26 protein-coding genes are annotated in these 24,653 nt (G+C 36.5%); 18 read left to right on the top strand and 8 right to left on the bottom strand.

What is annotated here, in order from left to right; all coding sequences use genetic code 11:
• The first annotated feature begins 13 nt into the window (after positions 1 to 13).
• The 3 genes from RGB74_RS11800 (at position 14) to RGB74_RS11790 (ending at position 4,026) form a co-directional block, all read left to right on the top strand.
• Complete coding sequence (locus tag RGB74_RS11800; protein ID WP_310759500.1) at positions 14 to 1,300, top strand: competence protein CoiA; 1,287 nt, start codon at positions 14 to 16, stop codon at positions 1,298 to 1,300.
• A 76-nt stretch (positions 1,301 to 1,376) separates the two neighbouring features.
• Positions 1,377 to 3,194: an oligoendopeptidase F gene (pepF, locus tag RGB74_RS11795; RefSeq protein ID WP_310759499.1), complete on the top strand. Its 1,818-nt coding sequence runs from the start codon at positions 1,377 to 1,379 to the stop codon at positions 3,192 to 3,194.
• 337 nt (positions 3,195 to 3,531) lie between these two features.
• Positions 3,532 to 4,026, top strand: a complete 495-nt coding sequence (locus RGB74_RS11790) for a GNAT family N-acetyltransferase (protein WP_310759498.1) — start codon at positions 3,532 to 3,534, stop codon at positions 4,024 to 4,026.
• Positions 4,027 to 4,200: 174 nt separating this feature from the next.
• Here the strand turns inward: RGB74_RS11790 and RGB74_RS11785 are convergent, their stop codons facing one another.
• From RGB74_RS11785 to RGB74_RS11770, 4 genes are all read right to left on the bottom strand, one after another.
• Positions 4,201 to 5,079 (bottom strand): ClpXP adapter SpxH family protein, encoded by an 879-nt coding sequence (locus RGB74_RS11785; RefSeq protein ID WP_310759497.1) that lies wholly within the window; start codon positions 5,077 to 5,079, stop codon positions 4,201 to 4,203.
• Between the two features lie 13 nt (positions 5,080 to 5,092).
• Complete coding sequence (locus tag RGB74_RS11780) at positions 5,093 to 5,494, bottom strand: globin domain-containing protein (RefSeq protein WP_310759496.1); 402 nt, start codon at positions 5,492 to 5,494, stop codon at positions 5,093 to 5,095.
• Between the two features lie 112 nt (positions 5,495 to 5,606).
• Positions 5,607 to 6,272, bottom strand: a complete 666-nt coding sequence (locus RGB74_RS11775) for a lytic transglycosylase domain-containing protein (RefSeq protein WP_310759495.1) — start codon at positions 6,270 to 6,272, stop codon at positions 5,607 to 5,609.
• Positions 6,269 to 6,859, bottom strand: a complete 591-nt coding sequence (locus RGB74_RS11770; protein ID WP_310759494.1) for a CYTH domain-containing protein — start codon at positions 6,857 to 6,859, stop codon at positions 6,269 to 6,271. The genes RGB74_RS11775 and RGB74_RS11770 overlap by 4 nt, the downstream gene beginning before the upstream one ends.
• A gap of 124 nt (positions 6,860 to 6,983) precedes the next feature.
• Here RGB74_RS11770 and RGB74_RS11765 point away from each other — a divergent pair, with 124 nt between their 5' ends.
• Genes RGB74_RS11765 through RGB74_RS11750 form a run of 4 tightly spaced genes read left to right on the top strand, consistent with a single transcriptional unit; the run spans position 6,984 to position 9,734 of the window.
• Positions 6,984 to 7,382 (top strand): UPF0738 family protein, encoded by a 399-nt coding sequence (locus tag RGB74_RS11765; RefSeq protein WP_310759493.1) that lies wholly within the window; start codon positions 6,984 to 6,986, stop codon positions 7,380 to 7,382.
• A 2-nt stretch (positions 7,383 to 7,384) separates the two neighbouring features.
• On the top strand, positions 7,385 to 8,026 hold the full coding sequence (locus RGB74_RS11760; protein WP_396136067.1) for a GTP diphosphokinase: 642 nt from the start codon (positions 7,385 to 7,387) through the stop codon (positions 8,024 to 8,026).
• A gap of 14 nt (positions 8,027 to 8,040) precedes the next feature.
• On the top strand, positions 8,041 to 8,841 hold the full coding sequence (locus RGB74_RS11755) for an NAD kinase (protein WP_310759491.1): 801 nt from the start codon (positions 8,041 to 8,043) through the stop codon (positions 8,839 to 8,841).
• Positions 8,841 to 9,734 (top strand): RluA family pseudouridine synthase, encoded by an 894-nt coding sequence (locus RGB74_RS11750; RefSeq protein WP_396136066.1) that lies wholly within the window; start codon positions 8,841 to 8,843, stop codon positions 9,732 to 9,734. The genes RGB74_RS11755 and RGB74_RS11750 overlap by 1 nt, the downstream gene beginning before the upstream one ends.
• A gap of 262 nt (positions 9,735 to 9,996) precedes the next feature.
• Here the strand turns inward: RGB74_RS11750 and prpE are convergent, their stop codons facing one another.
• Together prpE and RGB74_RS11740 are read right to left on the bottom strand one after the other, a co-directional pair.
• Complete coding sequence (prpE, locus tag RGB74_RS11745) at positions 9,997 to 10,737, bottom strand: bis(5'-nucleosyl)-tetraphosphatase PrpE (RefSeq protein ID WP_310759489.1); 741 nt, start codon at positions 10,735 to 10,737, stop codon at positions 9,997 to 9,999.
• 66 nt (positions 10,738 to 10,803) lie between these two features.
• A complete protein-coding gene (locus RGB74_RS11740) occupies positions 10,804 to 11,961 on the bottom strand; it encodes an FtsW/RodA/SpoVE family cell cycle protein (protein WP_310759488.1) in 1,158 nt (385 codons plus the stop codon).
• 153 nt (positions 11,962 to 12,114) lie between these two features.
• Between RGB74_RS11740 and RGB74_RS11735 the strand changes: the two genes are divergently transcribed.
• The 7 genes from RGB74_RS11735 (at position 12,115) to RGB74_RS11705 (ending at position 20,265) form a co-directional block, all read left to right on the top strand.
• Positions 12,115 to 13,959: a monovalent cation:proton antiporter family protein gene (locus RGB74_RS11735; RefSeq protein WP_310759487.1), complete on the top strand. Its 1,845-nt coding sequence runs from the start codon at positions 12,115 to 12,117 to the stop codon at positions 13,957 to 13,959.
• 506 nt (positions 13,960 to 14,465) lie between these two features.
• On the top strand, positions 14,466 to 15,245 hold the full coding sequence (gene fabI / locus RGB74_RS11730; RefSeq protein ID WP_310759486.1) for an enoyl-ACP reductase FabI: 780 nt from the start codon (positions 14,466 to 14,468) through the stop codon (positions 15,243 to 15,245).
• Positions 15,246 to 15,881: 636 nt separating this feature from the next.
• Positions 15,882 to 16,331: a hypothetical protein gene (locus tag RGB74_RS11725; protein WP_310759485.1), complete on the top strand. Its 450-nt coding sequence runs from the start codon at positions 15,882 to 15,884 to the stop codon at positions 16,329 to 16,331.
• Positions 16,332 to 16,426: 95 nt separating this feature from the next.
• The gene (locus RGB74_RS11720) at positions 16,427 to 17,224 is read left to right on the top strand and encodes a CsxC family protein (RefSeq protein ID WP_310759484.1); all 798 of its coding nucleotides are present in this window, start codon (positions 16,427 to 16,429) and stop codon (positions 17,222 to 17,224) included.
• A 182-nt stretch (positions 17,225 to 17,406) separates the two neighbouring features.
• Positions 17,407 to 18,357, top strand: a complete 951-nt coding sequence (locus RGB74_RS11715) for a CsxC family protein (RefSeq protein WP_310759483.1) — start codon at positions 17,407 to 17,409, stop codon at positions 18,355 to 18,357.
• A 538-nt stretch (positions 18,358 to 18,895) separates the two neighbouring features.
• Complete coding sequence (locus RGB74_RS11710) at positions 18,896 to 19,453, top strand: polysaccharide biosynthesis protein (RefSeq protein ID WP_310759482.1); 558 nt, start codon at positions 18,896 to 18,898, stop codon at positions 19,451 to 19,453.
• A gap of 5 nt (positions 19,454 to 19,458) precedes the next feature.
• Complete coding sequence (locus tag RGB74_RS11705; protein WP_310762863.1) at positions 19,459 to 20,265, top strand: dTDP-4-dehydrorhamnose reductase family protein; 807 nt, start codon at positions 19,459 to 19,461, stop codon at positions 20,263 to 20,265.
• Positions 20,266 to 20,500: 235 nt separating this feature from the next.
• Here RGB74_RS11705 and RGB74_RS11700 read toward each other — a convergent pair whose 3' ends face one another.
• Positions 20,501 to 20,650 (bottom strand): hypothetical protein, encoded by a 150-nt coding sequence (locus RGB74_RS11700; RefSeq protein WP_310759481.1) that lies wholly within the window; start codon positions 20,648 to 20,650, stop codon positions 20,501 to 20,503.
• Positions 20,647 to 21,687, bottom strand: coding sequence for a hypothetical protein (locus tag RGB74_RS11695; protein WP_310759480.1), 1,041 nt, complete (start codon positions 21,685 to 21,687; stop codon positions 20,647 to 20,649). Before RGB74_RS11695 ends, RGB74_RS11700 begins: the two co-directional genes overlap by 4 nt.
• A gap of 122 nt (positions 21,688 to 21,809) precedes the next feature.
• On the opposite strand from RGB74_RS11695, the gene RGB74_RS11690 reads away from it, so the two are divergent.
• From RGB74_RS11690 to RGB74_RS11675, 4 genes are all read left to right on the top strand, one after another.
• The gene (locus RGB74_RS11690) at positions 21,810 to 22,943 is read left to right on the top strand and encodes a BMQ_0737 family morphogenetic spore coat protein (RefSeq protein WP_310759479.1); all 1,134 of its coding nucleotides are present in this window, start codon (positions 21,810 to 21,812) and stop codon (positions 22,941 to 22,943) included.
• A 136-nt stretch (positions 22,944 to 23,079) separates the two neighbouring features.
• Complete coding sequence (locus RGB74_RS11685) at positions 23,080 to 23,973, top strand: hypothetical protein (RefSeq protein ID WP_310759478.1); 894 nt, start codon at positions 23,080 to 23,082, stop codon at positions 23,971 to 23,973.
• Positions 23,974 to 24,036: 63 nt separating this feature from the next.
• Positions 24,037 to 24,300 carry a hypothetical protein gene (locus RGB74_RS11680; protein WP_310759477.1) on the top strand — a complete coding sequence of 88 codons (264 nt, stop codon included), beginning with the start codon at positions 24,037 to 24,039 and terminating at the stop codon, positions 24,298 to 24,300.
• A gap of 113 nt (positions 24,301 to 24,413) precedes the next feature.
• Positions 24,414 to 24,644 carry a hypothetical protein gene (locus RGB74_RS11675; RefSeq protein ID WP_310759476.1) on the top strand — a complete coding sequence of 77 codons (231 nt, stop codon included), beginning with the start codon at positions 24,414 to 24,416 and terminating at the stop codon, positions 24,642 to 24,644.
• Positions 24,645 to 24,653 lie beyond the last annotated feature (9 nt).

The raw sequence follows: 24,653 nt of genomic DNA, 5'->3' as shown, positions 1-24,653 counted from the left end.
TTTTATTTTTTTTATGGGTAATATTCTTAAAAATCAATTGATTGCAGTTAATTATATCGAATTTACAAAGATGAACATGCATGTATATCCCTTCATAATAAGTGAAAAGAAAGAAGGGATGTCATTGTTAGTAGCGTTGTTTCAAAATCAGTCTGTTAATATGCTCGGAGATATTACAAAAGAAGGATGGAAGGAAATATTAAAGATAGATGTGCTGCTTTGTCCAGTATGCAAAAATAAAGTCATACCAAAGTGCGGAACAAAAAAGGTATGGCATTTTGCCCATTCTCAAGATTCAAATTGTCTTCCTTATCATGAAGCAGAGACAGAATATCATTTGCTCGGAAAGAAAAAATTGTATCATTGGTTTCAGAGTTTTAAAGAAGAGCCAATATTAGAGAAATACATACGAGGTATCGAACAGCGACCGGACATCTATCTCCCATTACAAAACCATGCCGTAGAATTCCAGTGCGTTTCTATGAAAAAAGAAATATTTTGCAGGAGAATAAATGGATATAAGTCTCTGAATATGGAATCAGACTGGATTTTTGCAAAGAAGCGTCTGAAAAAGATACATAATGAGCTTTATTCGATTCAAAGTGGTGACTTAACTGCTGCAAAGAAAGATCTGAATGGGAATCTATATCTTTATTATTTTTGCCCCTTACAGCAGAAATTTTTATTAGTGCATAATATTATACCGTTAACATCAAACAAAATTCTGGGAAAAGTTCAGAGCTTTTCTCTAAAAGATTTAAGGGGGTTAAATGATGTAAAAAAGGGTTCAGTTGATTCGAAGTGTTTAATTACACAATGGATGAACCAAAAAAAGAGTTGGAGAAAAACAGCTTTTAAAAACATCAGCCCTGCAAGTATGTATTTGAAAAAAGTCCTCTATTATCATCATAAATCCCTTACGCTGTTTTCTCCTTTAGCAGGTGTGCCAACTCGTGATTTTTATCACTTCGATACTGCCGCTTTCATTTGGCAATCCTATCTTCTTTATTACATTGAAAAGCTCCCTAATACATTTCTGTTTTCTCAAATCGAATCAGAATTTTCAAGATTGATTTTTAAAAGAATATTTTCTACAAGAAGCTTTCCATATTTGAATGAGAACTTTAAGACAGCTCTCCATGGTTATTTAACTTTTTTAGAAGAAGAAAAAGTGATCGTCCAAATTCATGAAAATTTCTATAAAAAACTAGATGCAATTTCATATCCAGCAACTTTGGACGAAGCGTTCCAACTAGACAAAATTTTCAGTTTAAGAGGCGGATTTTTTGACTTTGTATAAGCATTTTCTGGTAAAATGTAGATATACATAAGAAGAATGTTAGCATTTTTCTTTGAATTTACTTGGAGGTGTGGGTATGTCTCAAACTAAAACGAAATCATTACCGAAACGTAATGAAGTTCCTGTAGCGGATACATGGGATTTAGAAGCGATTTATTCTACGGATGAAGTGTGGGAAAAAGAGTTCACAGAAACGAAAGATCTGCTTCCAGAATTAAAATCATTTCAGGGAAAATTAGGAGAGTCCGCTGAAACGCTTTATTCCTATTTTCAAAAACAGGATGAAGTTACGAAAAAGCTTGGTAAGCTATATACATATGCTCATATGAGATATGACCAGGACACTACGAATTCCCTATACCAAGGTTTAAACGACCGTGCTTCCAATCTGGCTACACAAGTCAGCAGCACTGTTTCTTTTGCTGTACCTGAAATTTTATCACTTTCAGAAGAAACTCTTGTTGAATATTTAAAAAGCTATGAACCTCTAAAACTTTACAAGCATGCTTTGGATGAAATTAACCGTCAGCGCCCTCATGTTCTATCTAAAGAAGAGGAAGCTCTGCTGGCTGATGTAAGAGAAGTAGCGAATACTTCAAGCAACACTTTTGGTATGCTCAACAATGCCGATTTAAAATTCCCTGTAATTAAAGACGAGAATGGTGAAGAGATAGAAATCACACATGGCCGTTATATTCGTTTCTTGGAAAGCTCTGACCGCAGTGTTAGAGAAGAGGCTTTCAAAGCGGTTTATGGAACTTATGACTCTTACAAAAATACTTTTGCAAGTACACTTGCTGGAACTGTAAAGCGTGATAACTTCTTTGCGAAGGTGCGCCATTTTGATTCAGCACGTCAAGCTGCTCTAAACAATAACAATATTCCTGAAGCTGTATATGACAACTTAGTAAAAACGGTAAATGATAACCTGAACTTATTGCACCGATATGTTCGTCTGCGTAAAAAAGCGCTTGGTCTTGAAGAGCTTCACATGTATGATCTTTACACTCCGCTTGTTAAAGATGCTAAGATGGAAGTAACCTTTAAAGAAGCGCAACAGCTTGTTTTGGATAGCTTAGATCCAATGGGTGATGAGTACAAAACAATCGTAAAAGAAGGTTACGAAAAGCGCTGGATCGATGTTCATGAAAATGCCGGCAAGCGCAGTGGTGCTTATTCTTCTGGCGCTTATGGGACAATGCCATATATTTTAATGAACTGGCAAGATAATGTTAACAATCTTTTCACTTTGACACACGAAATCGGTCACTCAGTTCACAGTCATTATACGCGTGAAAATCAGCCATATCCGTATGCTGACTATTCCATTTTCGTAGCAGAAGTGGCTTCAACATGTAATGAAGCGCTGCTTAATCACTACATGCTTCAGAAAACATCTGATAAGAAGGAAAAACTGTACTTGCTAAATCATCATTTAGAAGGATTTAGAGGTACTGTATTCCGCCAGACTATGTTTGCAGAATTCGAACAGGAAATCCATGTTCGTGCTGCAAATGGAGAACCTCTTACTCCTGAACTATTAACGAAAATTTATTATGATCTAAACGTTAAATATTTTGGTGAAGATCTCGTAATCGATGAAGAAATTGGTTTAGAATGGGCTAGAATTCCTCACTTCTATTACAACTTCTATGTTTATCAATATGCAACAGGATTCAGTGCTGCGGCTTCATTATCTAAACAAATTCTTGAAGAAGGAAAGCCAGCTGTTGACCGATACATGGATTTCTTAAAAGCGGGAAGCTCTGACTACCCGATCGAAGTATTGAAAAAAGCCGGCGTTGATATGACAACACCAGAACCAATTGAAAATGCGCTAAAAGTATTTGAATCTATTTTAGATGAAATGGAAGAATTACTTTTTGCCGAGTGATTCAAAATAAGAAAAATCCTGTCCAAATTGTTGGGCAGGATTTTTTACATTAACCAATTCTTTTAAGTTTTGAACGATAGTTATAGCAAAGCGTGGTAAAAAGAATCGCAATAAATAGAAGCGGAAATGCTAAAATCTTTGGTGCCATATTTAACAGGGAGAGGACAAAGTAATAAAAACTTCCCCCTAGTGAAATTAAGCTGATGAGAAAAAGAATTAAATACATTGTGACTCCTCCTTTGTACATATTTATTCTGCTAGAATGAGGATATGCAAGCACGTCCAAAAGATGTCTATAATAAATGAATAATATTCTTAGAAAGAAGGAACACCGCAGATGATACAGATTAGAGAAGCTGTTCAGCAGGACTTGCCAGAGATTTTGGAGATCTACAATTATGCGATAATGAATTTAGCAGCCACTTTTGATTTAAAAGAACAATCACTAGAAGAACGACAGATCTGGTTTGACAAATTTAATGAAAAGTATCCGCTTATTGTAGCCGTTGAAGAAAATAAAGTGATTGGCTATAGCTGCTTAAGCCCTTTCCGAGATAAACCTGCTTATGCAAAGACTACAGAACTATCTATCTATATTCATTGGGGACAGCAGGGAAAGGGGATCGGAAATTTACTGATGAAAGAAATTCTGCAAAGAGCAGACACTCTTGGCTATCATACAGTAATTGGCGGAATTACAGGCGGAAACGAAGCCAGTGTACATCTTCATAAAAAATATGGATTTGAATTTGTAGGCTGTTTTAAAGAGGTAGGTTTCAAATTTGAAGTGTGGCAAGACGTCCACTTTTATCAATTACTGCTGAGGAATTAAATTTATCAGACAAAAAACGAAGGTAATCAATAGTGAGAGCAATCAGACAAAAATTGAAGGTAATCAAACAAAAAGAAAGAGCAATCAGACAAAAATGTAATTTCGAAAAATAAAGAAATAAATAAAAAAGCTGATCCGAAAAGTACAAGCACTTAAGGATCAGCTTCAATTTTTTTAGCGGTTCTGAACATATCTCCAGAAAGTTCCGTATTTCACGGGAATACGTTCGACTTTTTGCTTTAAAACAAGTCGTTTTAACTGTTTCTCAGCTTCTTCATTACTGATTTGATAAACGACAGAAACTTCCTTTGTCGCTACAAATGTATAGATTGAAAGAAATTCTTCAAGATCTGGCAGCGGTGCAGGTTCGATAGGAAAACCTAACATCTCCCGTAGTATTTCTACATAAACATCATAGGAGTAGCGACCTGATATTTTAATGCCATCATCGTCTGTCTTGTCATTAAATACAATAAGAGTCGGGATTTGAGTGACATCCATCTCTTTCGAAAATTTCAAATCACAGTGCAGGGCTTTTATTGCAGCAGCGGATGATAAATCTTTTAAAAATTCTTCTTCATCCAGACCAACCGATCGTGCAATATCACAAAGTACTTCTTCATTTCCGATATCTCTTTTGTTTAAGAATAAATTTTCCTGCAGCTTTCTAAGAAACTTCATTCCTTGCTGTTTCCCTTGCAGTTCAGCAGCTTTTATTGCCAAAGTAGCTTTAATAGGTGATGAGACAGGGTTTTCTAACCATACATCCCCATCACAACTCATCCCTGTAAGAGAAGCAGTTTTCTTCCATTTTTCAGCAATTTGCTCGGCTGTTTTTAAGCCTTTTCTATTTTTAGGTACATACGTATTTAATGATTCCAAACTTCCACTTACAAAGTGGCGAAGTGTAAAGTAGCGACCATACTGAACTTGCAGCTTCTTTAAAACAGGCTCCAATGACCAACATTCTGGACAAAGCGGATCGATGACAGAATAGATTTCCAATGGCTTTTGATTAACTTGACGGTTAAAATTCTCATGGTCGTCGTACAAAAAATTGGACTTATTATGTGTCAGCGTTCTCGCTCCTTTCTGTATTAACCATGTGATAAGCTGTCATTTTCAATCGGCTTAATAAAAATTCCTGCAGGTGTGTTTCTAGCTTTTGTCCTGTCATCGCCCGTTCCATACAATTAAGCCATCTTTCGGCATGTACATCAGTAATCGGAAAAGGCATGTGGCGTGCTCTTAACATAGGATGTCCGAATTCTTCGGTATATAAAGGTGGTCCACCCAAAAACTGGCTTAAAAATAGTGTCTGCTTGTATGCTGTTTCCGATAAGTCTTCCGGAAAAAGAGGAGACAGCACAGGATCTTTGCTTACTAATGCATAAAAGGAAGTGACAAGCTTTTCAATTCCTTGCCTTTCCCCAATAAGTTCATAGGGTGTTTTTTTTTCATCAAACATGGTGCAAAAGCTCCTTGCGTTAATTTGTAATTTTATTGTAGCAAGGTTCTTCAATTGTACGCAAACAATAAGAACATTTTTAGCCCAAATAAAAACCCTCCTAAAGGAGAGTTTAGATGTTGGAACTATACGTATTCATGATTTTATTAACGTAAGCTATTGTTTCTTTGAAAGGAGGTATTCCGTTATATTTATCCACATTTCCAGGTCCCGCGTTATAAGCGGCAAGGGCTAGTTGTTCGTTACCATCATACTTTTCAAGCATCATCTTTAAGTATTTAGTCCCAGCTTCAACATTTTGTACGGGATCCAATGCATTTGTAACGCCGAGGAATTTAGCAGTAGCTGGCATAAGCTGCATAAGACCTTGTGCACCAGCATGACTGACGGCAGTACTTTTAAAGTTAGATTCGTGTTTAATAACCGAACGAATCAAGTGTGGATCAACACCAAATTTAGAAGCGGTACGAGTGATAAGATCATCAAGATTCTTAGACGGTATGCTCATTTTCTCAGAGGAATTTTTACTGACTGGAAATGATGTACCCAACAAGTTTGAGTTTAGCAATGGTACTTGGCTTGACATTTGAAGCATTGGGCTTGGGTTCATTTGTGAACCACTTTCAGCAGATGCCATACCTGCCTTAGAATAAGCTTCTTGTAAAAGTGACGAAAAAGAATTCTCACTGTTTTCTCCTGAATTCGAAGAGGCAGGATTTATATTAATTTGCTGTAAAGCTTGGATTTCCATTAGGGCTTTCCAAGATTGAATGTTCAAGAGAGTCCACCTCGATTGAGTTTTTCCAGAAAAAAACGATGAATTTTACTTTCTGTAGCCCGCGCTGGGATGTTATTTGCTTGCAAGAGTTCAAGGAAAACTTCTTTCCCTCTTTTATAATCGGTTGATTCGTATTCAAGTTCATAGTCGATTTTACCTAAATAATGATTTTTATCTAAAACAAGCAGACCCATTTCATATGAAACTTCAGCCCGGTGTGTGGTTAACTCGCCTAAGTGCCGAATTTCATTAAGAGGAATATGTAAGTTTTCTAAGACTGCATTAACTTCTCCAGCTGGCAGCTTGCCACCTTTAATTAGGCTTGTGAATATTTCTTCACTCAATTTTTGATGTGTTTCTAAAATATGTTCTTCATATTGCTGTTTGAGGGTTAGCGTATACGAATTATTTTTTAGTCGAATACGCAGAGCACTTTTATGAGCCTTCAAATGAAAGTCCGGAGTATCAAAATAAAAGTTTGTTTGTTCTGTAAATGCACTCTTTTTAACAGAAAACTTATCCAGGAGTCGCAAAAATTCATCATATGTAAGGATATTTTTAAATTCGATCTCAATCTCTTGTGCCACCGCATTTCCTCCTGTTGTTTTAAGAAAGTAAAACCATTATCTCATAGTCAAACAAGCTTCTCAATTTCATAATTAGGGTCCATTTTATGTTACACTATTAGAGAAGAAACAGGAGGTTTTTAAGATGATGCCACTACGATTGAATGTGCAGTCAACTGCATGGGAGAACAACACACTAGTATTAAATGTACCACTGAAAGAAAGTAAAGGAATCATGGAATGGAATGATAGTGAAAGAATGCTGGTAGATTCAGATGGCCTATCTTTCATCTATGTTTTAGAAAACACTGAAGGATTTATTTATATAGCAATTGATAACAATCATTGGGAAGATGTCAGAAAAGCAATTAATAACAGCTCTGACGTATGGATCCAGAATGATTCTGGTGAAAAGATGAAATTAAAATCCTTTAACAAGGAAATGGAATATTTGACTGAGAATATTAAAGGTAACGCAAACTATGGTCAGAAAATGGAAGATGAAGTAATGAAAATATTTGGCACAGAGGAGAACGCCGGATGAATATGGACTGGGAAACTCTGTTAGTTCCATACAAGCAAGCTGTAGATGAACTTAAAATTAAGTTCCGGGGAATTCGGGAACAATTTGAAAAATCAAGTCAGTCTTGTCCGATTGAGTTCGTAACAGGCAGAGTGAAACCGGTAAAATCAATAATTAACAAAGCGTATCAGAAGAATATTACTGAAGACCGGTTAGAGAGTGAGCTGCAAGACTTAGCTGGTATACGAATCATGTGCCAGTTTACGGACGATATTGAAACAGTGATTAATCTTCTTCGACAGCGCAATGACTTTACCATATTGGAAGAACGTGATTATATCACCCATAAAAAGCCAAGCGGTTACAGGTCCTATCATGTTGTCATTGAATACCCCGTTCAAGTACTTGAGGGGGAGAAGAAAATTTTAGCTGAAATTCAGATCCGTACACTGGCTATGAATTTCTGGGCAACCATTGAGCACTCCATTAATTATAAGTATCAGGGACAAATCCCTGAAGATATTCGAGAGCGTCTTCAACGAGCAGCTGAAGCCGCTAACCGTCTTGATGAAGAAATGTCTCAGATCAGGGGCGAGATACAAGATGCTCAGCTCGTGTTCTTAGAGCGAAACGATCAATCCAGTGAAACGAATCTTGATTCATAAAGGGTGGATACGAAATGAAATTTGCCATCATATCAAAAGGAGACAACAAATCGAACACGCTTACAGAAAAAATCAGGTCTTATTTGGAAGAGTTCGAATTGGTCTATGAAGAAAAAGAACCAGATATCGTAATTACAGTTGGTGGTGACGGAACGTTGTTACATGCCTTTCATCACTATGTCCACCGAATTGATCAGACCGCGTTCGTTGGTGTTCATACAGGACATCTTGGTTTTTTTGCTGACTGGCTGCCTGAAGAAGTAGAGAAACTTGTCATACATATTGCAAAAACACCTTTTCAAATTGTGGAATACCCATTGCTAGAAGTAACAGTAAGATATATTGATGGCATTGATGAGAAAAGGTACTTAGCTGTAAATGAATGTACGGTAAAAAGTGTTGAAGGTTCATTAGTTATGGATGTTGAGATAAAAGGAGACCGATTTGAAACATTCCGTGGTGATGGTTTATGTATTTCGACTCCATCTGGAAGTACTGCTTATAATAAAGCTTTAGGGGGAGCGATCATTCATCCATCTCTTGCTTCAATTCAGTTATCTGAGATGGCGTCGATTAACAATCGAGTATTCCGTACGATTGGATCACCGCTCGTATTGCCGCAGCATCACACATGTATTTTAAAACCTGTGAACGATGTTGATTTTCATATTACGATTGACCATTTATTTTTGGTTCAGAAAAAAGTAAAGTCCATTCAATACCGAGTAGCAGAAGAAAAAATTCGATTCGCCCGATTCCGACCTTTCCCATTTTGGAAAAGAGTAAAAGATTCTTTCATTGGCGGCATAGAATGATGAAGTTTTTTTCAATTAAATGGACTGTTTCTGATGTTGAAGCTCCCATTTTGTTACGTGAATTTTTAAAGCAAAAACAAATATCAAAAGCTGCGCTGACCGATATAAAGTTTCACGGCGGCGCTCTTTTTGTGAATGATGCTGATTCAACGGTAAGAAAGTTGTTGAAAGCGGGGGATGTTGTTACAGTTTGCTTTCCTCCTGAAGTAAAAAGCGACTCAATGGAAGCAGAAGATATTCCCCTAGATATTGTTTTTGAAGATGACCATTTTCTTGTTTTGAACAAACCTCCTGCCATGCCTACGATTCCATCATTATACCAGCCAAAAGGGTCACTTGCTGCAGCTGTACTTTATTATTATGAGAGAAATAAGATACCAGCAACTTTTCATGCAGTGAATCGATTAGATAAAGACACTTCTGGTATCGTCTTGGTTGCGAAACATCGATTTGCACATTCACTTATGTCGCAACAGCAAAAAGCAAAGACGATCAAGAGAGAATATGTGGCTTTTGTGCATGGAAACGTAGTAAACGAAAAGGGAACAGTGAATAGCCCAATCGGAAGAAACCCTGAAAGCATTATTGAACGTATGGTGAGAGAAGATGGACAGCCATCCATTACACACTATGAAAAGTTAGACTATGACCCTGAATTTGATTTTTCAGTAGTTAGACTCGTTTTGGAAACAGGAAGGACTCATCAGATAAGAGTACACATGGCATCCATAGGCCATCCCTTACTAGGAGATGACTTATATGGAGGAAGTCAAAAATTAATCATGCGCCAAGCCTTGCACAGTGAAAAAACGACATTTACCCATCCTTTTACAAACGAATCCATTCAACTATGCTTAACACTTCCTGATGACATGAATGTGTTATTAAAATAATTTACTAGCTAAATATCCATTCAAAATGCGCCTTCATTCATTTAATAGTAATAGATCAATGGTGGTGAAATCTTGTTAAACAAACTGACAGATCGTAATGAGCGGCATTGGTTCTGCAATTAACTTAGAAACAATATGATTCAGTTACAATGCGATTAGTCAAAAAAATTTACGGAAAAGATTTTGCTATGTTCGGATATGATCCGAATGTCTTAATATAAAGGAAGGAGCTGTAGTTAAATAAATACAGTTCCTTTTATTATTAATCATCAAAAGAACGGAATTTCTCTGTAACGAATGGCATGCTGGACGGAACACTCACCGTTTCCATCTCAGGATATCTTAACGCGCTTAATTGACCGCCAAAGACGCATCCTGTGTCAATGTTCCATGTGTTTTGAACATGCCTAACATTTTCTACTGGAGTATGTCCATAAACAATTGTCTGTGGACCTTGATGTTTTTTTGCCCAATCTCTCCGAACAGGAGTTCCATCTGGGTTCGTCTCACCTGTAATATCACCATAGAGTACAAATGTTTTTACTTTATTGCCTGATTGTCCTATAAAATCTGCTCGGATACCGGCATGTGCAACTACTAATTTTCCCCCATCCAATTCTAAATAAAGAGGAGCATTTTCATAGAGAAAGCAAAAGTGTTCATTAATTTCTTTTCTTTTATTAGAATTCAGTTCTTCTAGTTCAGCTACTGTAGTTTCAAGTCCATGTCTGACCTGAACTTTTCTCCCCAAAAGATATCGGTAAAGCTTGTTGCAGTGGTTGCCAGGTGTATAAAGTGCAAAATTATTTTGGACAAGGCGATAAACGTGTTCCATCACTTGAATGGAAGCGGGACCTCTGTCTGTTAAGTCTCCTAAGAAGACAAGCTTTCTAGCATCGTTATGCCGAGGTAAACCATTGTTCCATACATACCCCAATTTTTCTGTAAGCAGTTTATATTCATCAAAACAGCCATGAATATCTCCGATGATATCGTATTTCATTTTAATCACCTCATTCCTCATTAGGATAACTCAATAGCAAAAGAAAAACACCTGCTAAGGCAGGTGTTATTCAAACATGTATTTAACAGTCCGTGACCGGACATTTAGAACGAGACCGAACGCAATCATATAAGCCAGTATGGAGCTTCCTCCGTAGCTGATAAAGGGAAGCGGTATCCCTGTAATCGGCATAACTTGAATGTTCATTCCTATGTTCTGGAATACTTGGAACGTTAACATCCCGATAACACCTGCACAGAGGTAACTTCCGAATGGTTCATTGCTCTCCAGTGCTGTGTTAATCATTCGATATATCATTAAGAAGAAAAGTGAAATAATGATGCTTGTTCCTAAAAATCCCCATTCTTCACCAATGATTGAAAAGATAAAATCTGTTTGAGCTTCTGGTAAATAAACAGTTCCTTCTGTGAATCCTTTTCCGAATAACATACCGCTTCCGATAGCAAGCAAGGCGTTACGCGTATGGTAACCGGCATCTTTGTGCCCGTATGGATCGAGCCAAGCGTAAAAACGGTTTAATTGATATTGATCAAGGATATGTTCAACAAAAAAGTGCGGAAACGTAAAATAAATCCAAACTAAGATTGAGATGAACAAAATAAAGGAAAGAATAAGAACAAAGATTATTCTCCATCTGATTCCAGACACAAGTAAAAGGCTTATCGTAATGGCCATAAATACTAAAGTTGTGCCGAGATCGGGCTGCATGAGAACAAGCAATGTTGGAACCCCTGCAATCAGTGCAATTTTACCAAGCAGTAAGAGGTCTTCATGCATCGTTCTTATAATATACTTTTCATTATGAGTAGTAATCGTATTGGCAAGTGAGATTACGAGTGCCACTTTAACAAGTTCTGATGGCTGAAGTGCAAAAGGTCCAAATCTGTACCAGGCTTGAGCACCGTTAATATTCGGTACGATACTTTCTGGAGCAATGATGATACCTATCAATAACAGAATTCCAAGTCCGTAAAGATGCCAAGATAATTTTCTGAACTGATCAAAGTCCAAGAACATTACGCCGATAATAGCTATCCCACCTACAAAGTACCAAGCAAGTTGTTTAATAACAAAGTTGCTTCCGTACTGATCCATCATCTGAGCGCTATAGATTGCAATACAGCTTGTGATGACCATCAGAAATAAAATAAATACTAAATTGTAATCGATTTGCTGCCATGGTGATTTATGGTTATTTTGCATATTGGACCGTCTCCTTAAGTAAAACAATAACATGTATTATCTTACCTAAAATCGAGACGTTTGCAAATGAATTTACACTCAATCGTTTGACATTTCTTTTTCTTTCTTACTATAGTAAACCATTAAATCGATTTTAGAAGATACGGAGGGCTTATGGAAGAACATGCATCTTTTACTTCATTAGTATTAGTCATTTTAACGGCATTTGTCATACCGATTCTGCTTAATAAGTTACGTTTGCGTGTAATACCTGTAGTTGTAGCGGAAATTATTGCAGGAATTATTCTAGGAAAAAGTGGTTTTGATGTTGTTCATTCTGACGCATGGCTAGAAATTTTATCAGTGCTGGGCTTTATTTTCCTCATGTTTTTAAGCGGGCTTGAAATTGATTTTAGCATCTTTGCCGGAGGAACTTCACAAAAGAAAAATAATGAGAAAAAGAAAGAGCCGAATCGGATATTTGTCGCTTCTGTAATTTTTCTTTTTATTTTCATTCTTTCTTATGGATTATCGATGTTGTTTGTCTGGGGAGGATTTGCGCAAAGCACCTTCTTTATGACATTAATTATCTCTACGATTTCGCTAGGTGTAGTTGTGCCAACTTTAAAAGAAGAAAAGCTCTCAAGGACAACAATTGGTCAAATCATTTTGTTGGTCGCTGTAATAGCAGATCTCGTAACGATGATATTACTAACATTGTTTGTTTCTATCGAATCAGGAGACTCCAGCAGAATGTGGCTTCTTCTTATTCTTTTTGGAGCAGGAGTAATTCTCTACTTTATTGGAAAAAAAATAAGACATCAATCCTTTATCGATACGATGTCAAAAGGAACGATTCAACTTGATACAAGAGCAGTTTTCACGCTCATTATCGTTTTAGTCGGGTTATCTGAAACGGTCGGAGCTGAAAATATTCTTGGAGCATTTTTAGCAGGTGTACTCGTTTCCTTATTGTCACCGAATAAGCATCTTGTACACAAACTTGATTCATTTGGCTATGGATTTTTAATTCCTATCTTTTTCGTAATGGTAGGGGTAGAACTGGATATCCGTTCTATTTTCGCAGATTCTAAAGCGCTGGCACTCATACCGTTATTACTTTTAGGACTTCTTATTTCGAAGTTTTTACCGATTTTGTTTTTAAGAAAGTGGTATGACTGGAAAACGGTCACTGCTGCAGGATTTTTATTAACTTCTACTTTATCACTCGTAATCGCAGCGGCTAAAATAGGTGAACGTATAAATGTTATTGACAGCAGAACATCTTCTGCGTTAATTTTAACGGCTGTCATTAGTTCCATAATTACGCCGATTTTCTTTAAAAAGCTGTTCCCGAAGAAGAAAAAAGGGGAAGCAGAGAAAAAGCAGCTCGTCATAGTGGGGGCCAATCAATATACGCTGCCGATAACAGCGGAGTTAGACCAATCACGATTCGATTTAAGAATTTATCACACAAAACAAGATGAAAAAGACCAAAAACAACTCGAAAGTTTTAATATTCAGGAACTTGAAAATTATGATCTTGAAACTTTAAAAGATTCTGATGTCCTTTCAGCTGATGTTCTTATTTGTGCTACAGGGAAAGATGAAACGAACCAAGAACTGGCTCTATTTGCAAAAGATGAAGGAGTAGAGAGAATTATTGCGCGGATTGAAAACACAGAAAAAAGAGATTCGTTAAAGAATGAAGGAATTGAGGTTTATTCTGTATATTTCTCTTCACAAGTTCTATTAAAAGCATTAATAGAAAACCCGACGGTAGTTGACATCTTAACTGCACAAGACAACAAGTTGAATGAAATTAGAATAATCAATAGTTTCTATAATCGCACAGCCCTAAGGAACTTCCCGTTCTTAGGGGACAGTATCATTGTTAGAATCTATCGTGGAAAAGAATCAATTATGCCTCATGGAGATACTGAGCTCCTAGTAGGAGATAAGCTGGTCGTGACTGGAAGCAAGCAGCAAATTCAACAAATGAAAGAAGCTTTGTCATAAGTAGGAAAGAAGGAGACAAAAGGATGCTGTAAGCAGCCTTTTGTCTCCATTTTTTTTGTTGGGTAATAAATATCAATAAAAGGTCACTAAAATTGAGAACTGTATAAAACCATAGAGAATAGTGAGTAAACTACCCTGATGAAATTCAAAAAATCGATAGGGAAATAAATTGTAAGGGGTCAGTCCCCCATTTTTTTTGCTGTAATTGAGCATGCTAATTATATATACAAATGAAAGGTGGATTTTAATGATTCCTACTGTTTATTGCCCTAATTGTGAGAGAGAGCATAATTTAAATGAGGAAGTGCTGATTGCTCAATCCAATCAAAATGTGATATTTCGCTGTTATTCTTGCGGGTTTGAAGTGAAAAATATTCAGACTAGTAAAGGTTAACTAGTGATTTATTTCTCTCTATCTGTTATAATAATTAGGACTTGGTACTAATAACAATTACTAATACTAATGAAATGTAAAAGATGAACAGATATTGAGGAGGCGTTTTAATATGTATCAATTATCATTAAAAGATAAAACTTTTGTCGTAATGGGAGTAGCGAATAAGCGCAGTATTGCTTGGGGAATCGCTCAGTCTCTATCAAATGCAGGTGCCCGCTTAATTTTTACATATGCAGGTGAAAGACTAGAGAAGAACGTACGTGATCTTGCTGAATCATTAGATAGCAATGACTCAATAGTATTGCCTTGTGATATCACAAATGATGAAGAAATCAAGAAAACTTTTGCAGACATTAAAGAACAAGTTGGCGTTATTCATGGCCTTGCACACTGTATCGCATTTGCAAATACAGAAGAATTGAAAGGCGAATATTTGAATACAACACGTGATGGGTTTTTATTAGCTCACAACATCTCTGCTTATTCATTAACAGCAGTCGTTAAAGAAGCTCGTCCATTAATGACTGAAGGCGGAAGCATTATTACTCTAACTTACCTTGGGGGAGAAAGAGTTGTTTCCAATTATAATGTAATGGGTGTAGCAAAAGCCGCGTTAGATGCGAGTGTTAAATATCTTGCTAACGATGTTGGGAAAGATGGCATCCGAGTTAACGCGATATCGGCAGGTCCAATCCGAACGTTGGCTGCAAAAGGAATCGGTGATTTCAACTCAGTACTAAAAGAGATTGAAGAAAGATCGCCGCTTCGTAAAGCAAACACGCAAGAAGAAGTTGGAGATGCTGCATTATTCCTTATGAGTGATTTGGCTCGCGGTATAACAGGGGAAATCCTCCACGTAGACAGCGGATATAACATCATCGCACGATAAAAAATTTATAGACTAAACCCCGAATGCTCACATGGCATTCGGGGTTTTTTCTGTTTTCATCATTATGCTTTTAAAAAGTAGGTTGTTAATATTAATGATCAGTATCAGCCTAAAATTGAGGAAAAACGGTACGCAAATACTAAAGAAGTGACCAAATTGTATGAAGAGCAAATCATTTTATGTTTCTTTGATATTTTTAGAGAACCTTATCTTAACCTATTAATCGAAAGTGTGCTAGTTGACTTTAACTTTTATTCAAGGGTTATCACCCCAGGAAAGCCTTTTTATTAGAAATCAGCTTATTGCCGTTACCTTTCTATCCTAACTAACATCTACTGTAATAAGAGTAGGACAACATATGTGAAAACTGTTCATTAAGAATAAACGATATGAATTACAGGATTTTAAAGGTGTTTGATAATGGTCAGAGTAGGACTAAAATCGGCATTATACTCTCATAAAAATTATTAATATGTTTATTACAAGATGTTGTCAGACTCCTTATAGTGTATGGTTATTTTTCCCTTGGGGAGGTGTTCGTTAATTTGTTAAGTAAAAAATTGAAAAAAAAGCATAATTGCCATAACGATAAAAGTAAATGGGAAACATCAGGTCTCTTTAAAAAGGTACGCAGAGATGATTGTTGTGACTGTCACCGTCATAAAAAGCACAATGATTGTTGTGACTGTCACTGTCATAAAAAGCACCGTGAATGGCCAGACTGTCACTGTCATAAAAAACACAAGGAATGGCCAGATTGTCACCGTCATAAAAAGCACCATGAATGGCCAGACTGTCATTGTCATAAAAAGCACCATGAATGGCCAGACTGCCATTGTGATAAAAAACACCGTTGTGATGATATGTGCGACTGTCATTGCGATAAAAAGCATCGATGTGATGATATGTGCGACTGCCATTGGGATAAAAAGCACCGTTGTGATGATATGTGCGACTGCCATTGTGTTAAAAAGCATTGTATGTGTTGTTGTGAAATTACACACGAAAGGTGCTGTTCCCACAGCTGCGATAACTGTTGCGGCTGGTAACGAAATACTGCTAAAAAAAGGCGATAGACTTGGATAATCCGCCGTTTCAAATATACCCTTTTTAGCATTAATTAAAGAAGGGAGAGTTTTACTTGCTCCCTATTCCTAAAATATCAAGGAGGAAAAAAATAAATGTCTGTTCAACCATTTCCACGTACCACCTCAACTAATCATTGTGAGGCAACAAATGTCACGCCACGTCCAATTGCTGCAAGTCCAGATCCAATCATTAAAGTGCCTGTAGTCTTACAGGAAGTATCGGTTCAAATTCCGGCACATGCTGAAATTACTTTTCCAGCTGGTCAACGAGTACTAGAGATTAAAACAATTGGGAAAAAGGTATTCACTACTCAATGCCGTCTTGTAAACCGTCCCCCAACAGCAGCCGAAATTGCTGACCCTTCCACTTTTAGTGCTAAGCTTTTTATAGCCGGTTTTGTACGCAAAAATATTCAATATGCTGCTAACCCTACAGTCGATGCTCAAGGGGAAATTCTATCCGCTATTAATTCATTGACAGTTGAAGTTCCTTGGAGTTGTGTAGCTGAAATCAATGGTTTCCTAAACGCCCCTGTCGGACCATTCACTGATCAAAGAGCGGATTTCGGCTTTTTGGTTTCTCAACCCCTTCCAAATGATATGAATTTCGCTGTAAAGGATCGTTTAGAGGGTTCTGACCTTTCTCAATTCCATCAAGTCAGCACTCAGTTCTTTAACGAGCTTCCGTTCTGTGAACTTATCCAAGCCGATATTATCGAATTCGATGAGTCCTTAGACCGCATACCTTTAACTGGAGGAACTGGAGATCAACAAATCGTTGGCGAAGGTACGTTCACACGTCTTTCTGAAAAAATGATTGTAGATCTTACACTAAAACTATTGCAAAAGCAACAAGTCCGTATTGACTCTTTGGGTCCTGCAAACGGCTAAAAATCTTTAAAATAAAGAGCCTTTATGGCTCTTTTTTTAATGGCTTTAAGCCGCATTGATTCGTAAAAGGAACAAGTAGCCAGACAGTGATATTCGTCCAAACAGTCCAAGGATTTTTGCATACAATAAAAAAGTGACCTAATAAAAAATCGGAGGAAAAAAAATATTGGAGGCAAAAAAAAATGAGTGTTAGCCCATTTCCTAGATCTGTATCAACAAATTTTTGTAAAGCAAACATTGTAGACCCTTTTATTGTATCTGCTCATGGCACTATTATTAAAACTCCAGTCGTTTTACAGGCATTTTCGGTACAATTACCGATGCATGCTAAAATAGCATTTCCAAAAGGAGAAGAAGTTCTCGAAATTAAACAAATCAAAAAACGAGTTTTCATCACTCAATGTCGTCTTGTTCAACCCAAGGGCAGCACCGCAACAGGTAACCTTTTTCTCAGCGGGTTTGTCCGCAAAAATATTCAATATGCGGCTAATCCTGTAGTAGACTGCAAGAAAGAAGTGCTATCGACCATCAATTCGTTAACGGTCGAGTTACCTTTTGACTGTGTAGTTCAAATTGAAAGTTTTCGAACACCCCCTGTTGGACCCTTCTTCGACTCGCAGGATGAATTTGGTTTTTTTACTTCCACTCCCCTTGGTGCTGGATTTCCAGAAAAAGATCGTTTGGAAGGAACTGACCTGTCTCAATTCCATCAATTAAGTACCCAATTCTTCAATGAGCTTCCATTCTGTGAAATTATCCGTGCGGATATCACAGAGTTCGATGAATCCCTTGATCGCATACGTTTTACTGAACCTGTACCATGTGAAATAGAGTGCAGAGTAATAAAATGCCGCAGCTGTCATGAAAGAAAATGTAAATGGTGTAAGGATTCAGGGAGAATTAATCAAAGATCATCATTATTTGACCATTCCCATAGTTCTATGAGTTATAAAAAATGTAATCGGTGTAATGAAGGGAAACCAAAACGATGTGAAAAATGTGCTAAGTGTACTTGCAAAAAATGCAATAGAAAACCGTTAATGAGAGAAGGTACATTTACAGAGTTGTCAGAGAAAATGATACTAGACTTAACCCTCAAACTGCTTCAGAATCAGCAAGTTTTATTGGATTGAAAAAATACATTCATGCGCCTTCTATCATATAAACCTCTTGATAACCTCAAGAGGTTTATAATGATTGATTTATAATCTTCGTTTTGCAAAAACAGCTACTTTAGTTTTTATATGCCATAATATATGAATTTATATAAATAATTCAAAGCTGTGAATATAGAATTATCGCCCTTTTTAAGGAATCACGGGTAGTGGTCTAGTCCTAATGGGATGATAAATCATAGTTTAATGTATATAAAGATTTTATTTAGCAAAGAAAGAAGAGTTTCATTGAAGATTGTAACCATACTTAGTATACGGCTAGAAATAGTCATTCAAAGCTTAATTATAAAAAATTTAGATCAATTAGCAGATGAGACATATTTTAATTCATACAAGACAAAATTTTACACATTCGTTTAAAAATAATATATTTTTCAAGAATTTTAAAGTAATGACGAATGAACAAAAAAACATGACCTATTCTTGAAGGATATGACGTGACGATCTAAATGATTCTGACAGGGTTGTAAAGTTTACTTTAGGAGGAAATTAAATTTTGTTGTTTAATAAAAAAATATTAATTACGGGTGGAACAGGCTCCTGGGGACATGAGCCTGTCAAACGGCTGTTGCCCAAAAATTTAAAAAAGATCATTATTTTATCCCGTAATGATAAAGGACAAGTAGGTATTTCTGATTTCCAGATGACTCGGTTCTTTTTAACACTTGAAGAAGCTATCAGCTTATTGTTTAAAGCTAAGTATGAAAGTGTTGACGACGAAATATTCGTTATGAAAATGCCAACCTGCAAGATTACAGACTTAGCACAGGCCGTTATTGATTATTCAGATAAAAAAGGGATGACAATGGTTGAACTGTGGAAACGTCCCGGTGAAAAGCTTAATGAAATTCTCTTCTCTGAATATGAGAGTGCAACAACTGTATATTTCAATAGTGAGTACCTTGTCATTTTGCCGACAATTGAAATTAAAAGTGTAAATGAACATTATGCAAATTATGAAAAAGTAGAATATGAAACCTATAGTACAGAGAATGATTTGATGACAAATGAAGAAATTCACCAAATGCTTGTTGAAGGCGGTTTCTCGAATTGAATATCATGATTTTAGGAGCTAATGGAATGGCGGGTCATATGATAGCTTCCTATTTTAGAAAAAATACACCATATACTCTGCACTTGACATCTAGAGACGATGATGAAGGACAAATTAAGCTGGATGCAACCGACCTTAATCAGATTAAAGAAGTCATTCAAAATTATAAACCTGATATCATCATTAACTGTATCGGACTATTAAATGAACATGCTGCATTCCATCAAAGAGAAGCGATCCTAGTAAATAGTCTACTGCCGCATGAATTAAAAAAGCATCTTGCAGAATACGGCGGGAAATTAATTCATATCAGTACAGATTGTGTGTTTAGCGGAAACGGAGGCAATTATAACGAAGAATCAGTTCCAGACGGCATCACCATGTATGCTAAAACAAAGGTACTCGGAGAAATTAAATCAGGACAACACTTAACAATTCGAACTTCCTTAATTGGTCCAGAAATAAAAGATGGAATTGGTTTGTTTCAATGGTTTATGAAACAACAAGGAACGATTAAAGGGTTTACTCATGTGATGTGGAATGGTGTAACAACGTTAGAATTAGCGAAATTTATCCACCATGCAATCGAAAACCCAGTTTCAGGTTTGTATCATTTAACAGCACCAGAAACGGTTTCAAGACATGAATTACTATCCTTAATCAAACAAATATTTCAAAAAGATAATATAAACATAATCCCTCATACTGAACTCCGAATAGACCGCACTCTATATAACGCCAGACTCGATTATCTATACAAAGTTCCTTCTTATAAAAAACAGCTTCAAGAATTAAAAGAATGGTTGGCATGAGAAAAACCATTTTAATAACTGCGATATCCTTTTTCAAAAGAAACTGCAGGTATGCATATCTGTAAATCCTGCATCTGAAGTGACTTCTACAAAGTGGGAGATGGAGGGATGTGATCTTTCGGGTAAATCACAGATTTTACACCTTACAAAAATTGGACTCATCTCAAATTTCATGGGGATAGTAACCCCGCAAGTTAATAAATTAAAGTGCCGTTGCATTAGCAACAGCACTTTTTCAGTTCAATTTATTTGGTTTCCAAGTTACTTTGCCACAAGAACTGCAGCCTTTTTTTTCTTTAGGTTTAAAAAGAGTATTATTTCCTGATGCATTTGTTTTATTAGCTTTGATTTCAGAGTAAAGCTTCTGAAGATCATCCTTATTCACTTTCCATCTCTCCTCTTTCTGAATATGTTCGATGTGTTTTTATTATATTCTTGATTCGATGACGGGGTGTTTTGTTTTGATTGAAATGGACGGATGATGGACTTAGGATTTGCATCCAAAGTGTTTCTCGAATGAAAAGGCTGTATGGTATTTTTTTTAGCAGTCGTTGAGTTAAAAGGCTTTATCGGTTCTGAAATCTGATAATGCAGCATATCAGAAGAAAATGGTTTTGGCGAGCTGCTAGTAATTAAAGAACCATTTGCAGAGAATGGTCTGATTTGTGGAACAGATACTTTTTGTCCTGATGGTTTAACTAGATCAGGAGTTTGCTGCATTTTATTAGTAAATTCTTTTGATGGAACAAATTCTGGTACTGGAATTGATTTTTCAGGCATTACTTCTTTGATTTTTTTTGGATTAACTTTCTTTGGAGTCTTAAAATCATCGGGTAGCTGATTAGCGGCAAAACTATCATTTACCTGATACAATACTTTTTCAACACAAGATATAAAAGTAGTTTCAGAAATAGATGTTAGAGATTCAAATGAAAACCGCAAAAAACTTTGAATGACGATATAACTGATCCACTCTGCGATTTGCTTTTCAAATGCAGGCTGAACGGCTAAAAAAAGCGGACCGTCTTTTCTTTTTAAGGTAATTCCTTTATGGATAGCAGACTGAACTGGAAATTGGATTCTTGTTGCTGGATTTAAATAATAAAGCTGCCTGTCTGGTGTTTTTACAGCTAAAGGCATTGGATGATTTTCATGAAAATCTACAAAAAATCGCTGGCTGCATTTTTCATCATGATCTGTTGTTAGTGTTATACCGGTATGCTGTAAAAGTTGTGAAAGCTCTTTTACTTTTTGTTGAGATAGACCATGAATTCCTAACATAAAAGTGGATAAAGCACCTGAAATTTCTTCTTTATTTTCAAAGAGCTGCATCCCCCAGTAAGGCAGCAATAGACAAAGTGCCTCATATTCAGATGAAGTAATATCATCGACTCGCTGATTGTTATACGAAACAGATTTCATGGTTGTTCCTCCTTATACGCTTTTCACTATAAAAATAGGCTTTCGTTCTTGTGTCATAACCTACTCTATTCCCATAGTATGTATGGAATCTTGAGATCATGATGAGGAAAGGAAGGGAAACAATGGGAAACAATTATAATCAGTTGCAGGATGAGTGTATCCGTGTGCAGAAAGTTTACGACTGGGTGACGGATACCCTTAATGTAAGAAAAACAGTTTCTTTTACATCTGAACAGATTTCTGCAATAGAAAAAGTTCTTGAAGATCCTTCTCTGCGCCCGTTAAGGATCGTTGCAAAAGTTCCAAAAACAACACCAGTCACTGAAACGAATGAAGATACGAATGAACATTACCTATGCGAACAAGTTGGAGATAAAAGAGACGTAACTGTAATGCTAAACGGAGGGCGTGCAGAAGCACAGCTTGTTGAACTACTGTTTACAGCAGATTCTCTTATCCAAATTGTAGACAGAAACGGTGATCTCGTAACGGAATTATTAGTAAATGCTTCTGTATTTGAATCATTTGTGCTTTGTTACCCAGACGGAACAGAACTTTATGCTCGCATTTCTAAAATCTTTTCCCGCATACCATCTGGTACTGTCCTGTTAAACAGCCCGGCACCAACTGGTTTGGAAGTGGATATTACTTTCTGTGTCGATATCCAAGTTGAAGCAGAAGTAAGACTAGAAGTACTTGCTAAATTCTGTTCTCCTCGTGAAAATGATTTAGTCGCACCCGAAATCGTACCCGAAAGTGAAGGTGAATTATGTCCAACGGTATCGTTCCCAAAAAGATGCCCAGACATATATCCCAGGCCAGGATACATGATTAGAGCTACAGGAGAATCAAGCGGATTAACTAGCAAGTCAGAAGGAGCAACAGAAACCGGAAGTGTAGCAATTTTGGTTGATATTAGCCCGAATGATCAACTTGCAAACAGTACATTCCGTTTAAGTTTCGATGACACTTCAGACGACCAAAGAGCATTTAACTTTATTGCTACAGAATTTTCTCAAGATACTTTAAGCTGTGAAGAGTATCGTGGGGGCTTAAAGCTAACGATCTCTGGAACAGGCAATGTTGATACAACTGGAGAACAATTTGATTTTAATTTAGCTCTTGTACAAACAACAGATGGAAATCTTTTTGAAGCAGAGCTCATCAATTCTGAAGGTGAAAAAGAATTCTCAACAGGAACAGTTACTGCTGACGAAGGTCAAATTGTTGTTGAGAATTATTTACAACACCATTAAACAAAAGACAGAAAAAAGGACCGCTGGTTAGGAAAAGCCAGCTGGTCTTTTTTTAGTTTAAGAAAAAAGAGTGAACGATTAGATGGGGCATACATACAATAAAAAAAGAGCCTATTTTTGCAAGGGGGAAAGTTGAATGGGTACAAAAGATAAATTAAGCTATGAACGGCTCATATCACGGGTGGAATATTACAAGGAAAAAGCGCTTGATCTTGAGAAGAAGCTAGTCTTTGCAGAAGAGACCATTGAACGACTGGAGAAAGAAATAAACACGAGTGATTCTCTTCAAATCATTGAAGAACAGGAAAAAGAACTTGTTGCTTTAAGAGCAGAGATGAAAAACCTGACACGTAAGGTGCAAAAATTAGAGGAGCATGAACTTGAAAAAAGAATAAAGAGTTATGAAGATTTATTAATCAGTATTCAAGAAGAATTAAATGATAAAGATCAGCAGATCGACTTGTATCAACAGCGTATAAAAAGTATGGAGAAACGGATAAATATTAACCGTACATCAGAGCCTGTATTTGAAGAGGAAGAACCAGGAAAAACAGATTCAGAACCGCGTCAGAAAGAAGAATTCAACAGTATGAGCTTTTTTGACTATTCGGTTATTTTTACGCAAGAAAGAACCGGTTTTGTCAGAGGATCTTTTTATATTGAAAATACAGGTACAAAACCATTAGATAATCCGTATATTTGTTTTCGTTTCGAGCCTGCTGAAGCACTAGCTTTAAAAGGAAAGATCATATCATTAATAGCTTCACCAACACAGGAAGAAATTTCACAATCAATCTGGATATACATGGATGATAATGAATGGGCAGAAAAAGCAAGAGAAAGAGGAGAAATCTGGATTTGTCCGCTCCGCGAAACAAAATTAAATAGCGGGGATCGTATATCGTTAGATGACTTCCAAATTCCTATAAAAAGTAAAATCGATGAAAATATCACAGTTGAGGCATTTGTTTATTATCATAAACAAAACTTCCGAGCAAAAGCAGTTAACCATATCTCTATCAATTTTTAGTGCGACGGCCTATAACCAACTCGATAGACATGCATAAAATGTACTATGCGAGGAGGTTGAAACATGGGAGACTATTTTTTCTTTGAAAAGAAAAAGAAGAACAAAAAGAAAAAGAAGAAGAAAAAAAAGAAAATTCATAAATACGAATCCTCAAGTTCGAGCAGTTCCAGCAACTTTTGCAAGTGTGAGTCCTCAAGTTCGAGCAGCTCAAGTAAGCATGTGTCTTCATCATCAAGTCATAAAAAACTAGAAATATCATCAAGCAAGCTTGGATCTTCTTCTAGTTCCAGTTCTAGTTCCAGCAGTTATTACGACCCTTGGGAGTAAGATTTTCATGTTTTGCAGGAGAGTGCTCTAAATAGAGGAGTACTCTTTCTTTATTATGGGAATACAAAATTATAGAACAAAAACTATAAATTAATTAGAGGGAGAGAGACAAGATGGGTTACATATTACCGTATTTACCTATTCAAAGCATGCAATATGCAAATCGAATGGAAAAAATGGGACAAGGAATCCCGGTTGTTTCTAGCGTTACGCCTATTCAAAATGATATCAAAAATAAATTTTCTGAGCACCATAAAAGCAGCCAGAACCATAAAAAATTAAGTTTCCAGCAAGTTTTGAGCCGTATTGAAGGAAAAGGATTAACGATTAACGAAACCATCTAATAGGGTTTC

The sequence above is a fragment of the Bacillus sp. NEB1478 genome (assembly GCF_031582965.1).
Lineage (GTDB): Bacteria > Bacillota > Bacilli > Bacillales > Fictibacillaceae > Fictibacillus.
Note: the sequence above shows the minus strand (reverse complement) of the source record. Positions and strands in the feature narration are given on the sequence as shown.